The following is a 6389-nucleotide window of genomic DNA, read 5'->3' on the forward strand; positions in this document are numbered from 1 at the left end:
ACGGATAGTGAATTCTTTATTACATAAGATTTTGAAATATCAACGGTTTTTGAAACACGATATTATTTGAAACGATTTCTCCAATTGAGCATATATGGATAGTGAATTCTTTATTATATAAGATTTTAAAGTATCAATGGTTTTTGAAACACGATATTATTTGAAACGATTTCTCCAATTGAGCATATACGGATAGTGAATTCTTTATTATATAAGATTTTGAATTATCAATGGTTTTTGAAACACGGTATTATTTGAAACGATTTCTCCAATTGAGCATATACGGATAGTGAATTCTTTATTATATAAGATTTTGAATTATCAATGGTTTTTGAAACATGGTATGATTTGAAACGAGTCTTCCAAATTGGCCGAAAGGGGGTAATTAGGGGTTAAATATACACACAATCACAAATAGGCAATTCCGCTAGCTGTGTGCAATTCACGTGCAACAAAAAAACAAAAAGAGCTACACTTGCGCGTAACTCTCTGATTTTTAAGTGGTCCCACCTGGGCTTGAACCAGGGACCCCCTGATTATGAGTCAGATGCTCTAACCAACTGAGCTATAGGACCGGATTTTCGGCGGTTAACCCGAAATCGGATGCAATATTACTGCTTTTTGCTGAATTCAGCAAACTTTTATAGAAAAAACAATTCGGCAAATTCACTTATTCTTTCCCAATTACTATACTAATACATTTTATATCAGTAGCATATAGTAAACTTAGAAAAAATATTTTTTTTACATCTTATACTACAGATAAGAAAGACAACACACAGAACAGAAAATAGAAAATAGAATAAGTATAAAAAAGGATAACAGTCCCTTTTGTTTCAGGCAGAGCAAAGAAATGAGCCAGTAACAGGGAACCCACACCAAGTGAGATATACAAATTCACTATCGGGGCAACATTCAAAAAGACAGAAAGCAACAAAGAAACCAGAGTAACAAAAGTAAGTAATGAAAGACAAGCCCTTATTCTTATTTTATCTTTATGCCTGTTTATATAATTATCAGTAATAATGATACCCAGTAGAAAAGCAACAATTCCAAGAAAAGTCCAGGTAATAGCATTGTAGTTTAGGAAAGGAAGTTCTATCAATTGATGTACATTACTACCACTTAAAAACGGAGCCTGAAACTCATTTAAATTATCAGTAAACAGATAAAATGAGAAAACAGGAAAATAGATTATAAAGAAACCAAATATAGAGGTCAATAAAGATTTTACATCAAAGCATCTCATTATAATAAGCCCAAGCCACATGAGAGGAATATAAACCAACAGAACAGGAGTGAACAAGCTGCCTAGAGATAAGATAAATGTAATCTTAAATGCCGGAAGAGACCTCTCAGAATCATTATACGATGAGAATAGTAAAGATACAACAAGAAGCATAAACAATACTCCGATATAAGCAGGAGAAATCCATATTAACGAAGGATGGCAGCTAAACAATAATATGATAATGGCAGGAGGCAATAGAGTACGCCTCCTTATCAGTGCAGAATCTGTATTAATATGAACGACAGACATTGCCATAGATCCAACAATAACACTACTACCAATCAGAGAGTATAAAGAGTTGCCTGAGAATGCACTTAATAGCTGCCATAAGTACCCTCCTGAGACATCCATGTCTACAGCAGATTCATCAAAAGATGTAGCAAACAGAATCCGTAATAGTATAGAAAATATTATAGAAAAAATAAGGATTCCTCTACCTTCCGCTATTTGGTTTTTATAAAATCTGGGAACTGCCGCCATATTTATTTAAGATCGAAACCTATATCTTTTCTATAGTACTTTTTGTCAAATAATACCTTTTCTGCATTCTCAAAAGATACAGATAATGCTTCATCCTTAGTCTTACCATACGAACTGACAGCGATAACCCTGCCTCCACTTGTGAGTACCTTACCACCGTTCAATTTAGTTCCTGCATGGAAAAGTATACTTCCTGAGACTGACTCCAGACCTGTTATCTCTTTATCCTTTTCATAATCTCCGGGATACCCCCCGGACACCAGCATCACGGTAACAGCATACCTGTCATCTATTTCCAATGATCTATCTCTTAGCGTACCTGTAGCTACTCCTTCCAATAAAGATACCAGATCCGACTTTATGCGCAACATTACAACTTCAGTTTCAGGGTCTCCCATACGCACATTATATTCTATTACCATTGGTTCTCCCTCAACCTCTATAAGACCTAAGAAAATAAATCCTTTATAAACGATATTATCCTTTTTGAGCCCCTCTATTGTCGGCATCACAATACGCTCCTCCACCTTCTTCATGAAAGTATCATCAGCAAACGATACAGGCGACACAGCACCCATACCTCCCGTATTCAGTCCGGTATCTCCCTCCCCGATACGTTTATAGTCTTTCGCTACCGGTAATATTTTGTAAGAGTCCCCGTCCGTTAACACAAACACTGAACATTCAATCCCCGACAGAAATTCTTCGATAACGACAGTCTTACTGGCAGCACCAAACATACCACTCAGCATTTCTTTCAGTTCGCGCTTAGCTTCCTCTATATTATTTATAATGAGAACACCTTTTCCGGCAGCTAACCCGTCAGCTTTCAGCACATAGGGAGCACTGAGTTCTCCCAAAAATTGATATGCTTCGTCCAACTCATCTATCGTAAAACTCTTATATCGGGCTGTAGGAATATTGTGACGCATCATAAACTGCTTTGCAAAGTCCTTACTGCCTTCAAGTTGGGCACCCTCTTTCGACGGGCCGATAACCGGAATATTTTTCAGTTCACTATCATTCACAAAAAAGTCATAAACACCTCTTACCAAAGGTTCTTCGGGCCCTACAACAACCATACCTATACCATTACTTAAAACAAAATGCTTTATAGCAGGAAAATCTGTTGCCGATAAATCTATATTCTTTGCCACCTCATGTGTACCTGCATTGCCGGGGGCGACAAAAAGCGTATCAAGTTTATTACTCTGCTTCATTTTCCAGGCCAGCGCACTTTCTCTGCCTCCGTTTCCTAATAATAGTATATTCATAAATTTGTGGTTATAAATCTTTGAGCAACAAAGATACATGATTATTTGATTAACATGAAATCAGAAATATTTATTGTAAGTTTGTAACCCCAAAAAACTGAAAAAAGATTAGGATGCTGGAAGAAAAAGGTGTTTTTAAAAGGGCTGAACTCTTGTTAGGCAATAAAATGATGAACAAAATCGCCTCGGCAAGGGTTATTCTCTTTGGTGTGGGAGGCGTTGGCAGTTGGTGCGCCGAAAGCCTGATCCGAACAGGAGTGAAACATCTCACTATAGTGGACCCGGACAAAGTTTGTGAAACAAATATCAACAGGCAACTCATGGCTACAACCAAGACAGTAGGCCAATATAAGGTTGACGTATTAAAAGCCCGTCTGTTGGATATTAATCCAGAAGCTGAAATAGAAGCCATAAATGGAATATATAGTGAGGAGACATCCGAATCTTTTCAACTCCATACTTACGATTATATAATTGACGCTATAGACAGCCTGAAGCATAAGACGCATTTAATACTTACTGCTACACGCACTAAAGCCAGATTATACTCATCGATGGGTGCCGCGCTGAAAATGGATCCTACACGAATTAAAGTCGCTGAATTTTGGAAAGTAAGCGGATGTCCCCTAGCAGCGGCTCTCCGCCGTAAGATGAAACAGGGGATAAAACCGGCTAAGAAATTTAAATGTGTATATAGTGATGAAATTCTGGAAAATAAAGGATTAAAATATGAAAATGATGAATCGGAAAGTTCCGAATTACTGAAACAACATAACCCCAGCATCAAGGCTCAAACAAATGGCACCTTAGTACATATTACGGCTATCTTCGGTTTTACTCTTGCCGGATTAATCATACAGGACATTTGTAAAGAATAATAACTTAGAAACTGTTTAAATTTTATTCGTTCAAATTTTTAGAGATGTTTATTTACATACGCTTCGCTCCTGTGACCGCTGGTTGAGTTGAGAGAAAGGAAAAAACAGCCGAAAACAGACTAAAAATGAACGAAGAAAAAGATATAATAAAATATTCGTATAAAATTTAAACAGTTTCTTAATATTACAGCATTATTTATCATCTTTGTATCAATAAATTAAACAATAGTATGGACGAATTAATTATTAATTACAACGGAGTATCTAAAAATAAAAGAATCATATATATAATAATCGGAACCTATCTAGCCGCATTCTCCCTTTATTTTTGTATTACCGAAGGAATTGCCAGCCGCTACGGAATTCTATTCTTTTGTGCCCTTGGTGGCTTTGCCCTTGCAGCCATATTATTTCTTAGCAATACATTATGGATATCGGGGACAACATTATCCATCGATACCAATACAGTAAAGCCCAACATTTCCGGACAAAATAAATCTGCAATAGATTGGACAAATGTAAGTAGTGTTAACATAGGTGTCAGCTATGTTATTTTCTTCCTGAATGGGGGACAGAAACAACGAAAGCTAGACCTTTCTGTTTTAATTTATGATGATGTGAAAACCGTAAAGGGAAAAATAGTAGAAGTCTGCGAATATAAGAACATTCCATATCACAACGATTAAACAAAACAGTGGTAATCGGAACATAAATAGTAAATATGTATGGAGAAAGATAACACATTGCACATTGCTGAAATACCTTACGAGACCGGAGCTTTGCGATTTCGATACTCCCGAAAGATGTCAGAAGATAAAACTAAATGGATAAGAGATGGCTATTTCGAAGAATACTATGAGAATGGAAACATTGCGTCACATGGTAATTATCAAGATGGTTTAGAAACCGGACTATGGACAGATTATCATGAAAACGGCATGAAAGCAGCCGAAGGTCATTACGAAAAAGGGAAGGAAGCCGGCATTTGGAATTATTGGGATGAAGATGGCAATATCGAAGCATCTGAAGATTTTTTATAAGTCAGTCCGAAAACCCGGTTGCAAACAACTCAACTGAAAGCGCATAAAATACATTGAATTTTCGCATAAAAAAAATCAGCCGTTACAGATTGTAAATAACGACTGATTTTTTTTATAACATAATGCTTTATGCGAATCAAGGGTTAAAAAGCACAGTAACTTATTGTCCCGAAGGGACTGAAGGTGGATAACCACGGGTAAAACCCGTGGCAGGAACTGACTGAAGAATATGTCTCCGTAGGAGGCAAATAGCAAAAANAAATGTCATTCGCCTCCTACGGAGACGGTCTATTTCTACCTGCTTTTGCCACGGGCTTTACCCGTGGTTATCCATATTAGCCCACTTCGTGGACTTAGACCCCTGACTGCAAAACAGAAGATTGATTTATAATAGTATACTGCAACCCAAAGCAACCCTTGATTCGCATGCTTTTAATAATAGCACTATTTTTTACCAAAATTACGAGACACATAAGGCAGACAAGTGTAAAGAGCTGAATGCCAATACTCCCAAGTATGCCCTCCGTCGCGTACACGAAATTCGAGAGGGATGCCCGCTTTATGCATTGCCTGCACAAATCTGATATTAGAATCGAAAAGGAAATCATCATCACCACAATCAACAAACCACCTTATTGAACGGAGTTCATTTTTACGCGTATCATCCGATTCCTCTACATATTTCACACAATCATTTTCGTAAACAGATTTATTAAGAAGGTATCTTTTATTATTCGGATCTTCGTCCGGCTTTTCCACGGCAGGGCGCGACATTAAGGCACTCATTGCATATACCGCCCCAAACAAATCACTGTGCTTTTGCCCATAAGCAGTTGCACCGCCGCCACCCATCGACAATCCGGCTATCGCACGGTGTTGCTTGTCTCCGATTGCACGGTATGACTTTTCTATATACGGTAAAAATTCAGAGAAGAAGAAAGTTTCGTATTTCCATCCGGGCATGTCGAAATAACCGTTCCACACACCTGCATTTATATCGCCTCCTGCATTTGGTGTTACAATAATCATTTCACAGGCTTCACCTGAAGCCATTAACTGGTCTATTACGTCTTTCACATGTCCGCGTTCGGTCCAGCCTTTATTTGTATCCATCAGGCCATGCAACAAATACAGAACCGGATACTTTTTGTTTGTATCTATTGAATAGCTTTTGGGCAGAAAAATATTGTAATCACGATCAGCTTTTAGGACATTACTATAAAGCGTACCTGTCTCCATCCTGCTCTGTGATTCCTGCGATTGCGCAGCCACCGATACTGTAATAAGAAAAATAATACTAAAACACAGCTTTTTCATATCTTACATAATTTATCAATACTGTCCTAAATAAAAATAGCATTTCCAAATGCCGGCCTGCAAATATGTTCAGGCGATGGTTCAGCTATATTCTGGAAAAAGTACCCCC

Annotated in this window: 6 protein-coding genes and 1 tRNA gene; 3 read left to right on the forward strand and 4 right to left on the reverse strand. The window is 37.6% G+C overall.

The features are described 5' to 3' along the window. Positions 1 to 501 precede the first annotated feature (501 nt). From D0T84_RS20360 to purD, 3 genes are all read right to left on the reverse strand, one after another. Positions 502 to 575 (reverse strand) — tRNA-Ile (locus D0T84_RS20360). A gap of 176 nt (positions 576 to 751) precedes the next feature. Further along, positions 752 to 1771, reverse strand: coding sequence for a hypothetical protein (locus D0T84_RS20365; protein ID WP_163309689.1), 1020 nt, complete (start codon positions 1769 to 1771; stop codon positions 752 to 754). Between the two features lie 2 nt (positions 1772 to 1773). Then, positions 1774 to 3045 (reverse strand): phosphoribosylamine--glycine ligase, encoded by a 1272-nt coding sequence (gene purD / locus D0T84_RS20370; RefSeq protein WP_163309690.1) that lies wholly within the window; start codon positions 3043 to 3045, stop codon positions 1774 to 1776. A 113-nt stretch (positions 3046 to 3158) separates the two neighbouring features. Here purD and D0T84_RS20375 point away from each other — a divergent pair, with 113 nt between their 5' ends. From D0T84_RS20375 to D0T84_RS20385, 3 genes are all read left to right on the forward strand, one after another. Then, entirely contained in the window at positions 3159 to 3923 is a 765-nt protein-coding gene (locus D0T84_RS20375; protein WP_163309691.1) for a ThiF family adenylyltransferase, read from the forward strand. A 230-nt stretch (positions 3924 to 4153) separates the two neighbouring features. Continuing rightward, positions 4154 to 4609, forward strand: coding sequence for a hypothetical protein (locus D0T84_RS20380; RefSeq protein ID WP_163309692.1), 456 nt, complete (start codon positions 4154 to 4156; stop codon positions 4607 to 4609). 39 nt (positions 4610 to 4648) lie between these two features. Next, complete coding sequence (locus tag D0T84_RS20385) at positions 4649 to 4963, forward strand: toxin-antitoxin system YwqK family antitoxin (RefSeq protein WP_163309693.1); 315 nt, start codon at positions 4649 to 4651, stop codon at positions 4961 to 4963. A gap of 444 nt (positions 4964 to 5407) precedes the next feature. Here D0T84_RS20385 and D0T84_RS20390 read toward each other — a convergent pair whose 3' ends face one another. Continuing rightward, the gene (locus D0T84_RS20390) at positions 5408 to 6280 is read right to left on the reverse strand and encodes an esterase family protein (protein ID WP_163309694.1); all 873 of its coding nucleotides are present in this window, start codon (positions 6278 to 6280) and stop codon (positions 5408 to 5410) included. Positions 6281 to 6389: the final 109 nt, after the last annotated feature.

It is taken from the genome of Dysgonomonas sp. 521, from assembly GCF_010501055.1.
Classification (GTDB): Bacteria; Bacteroidota; Bacteroidia; order Bacteroidales; family Dysgonomonadaceae; genus Dysgonomonas.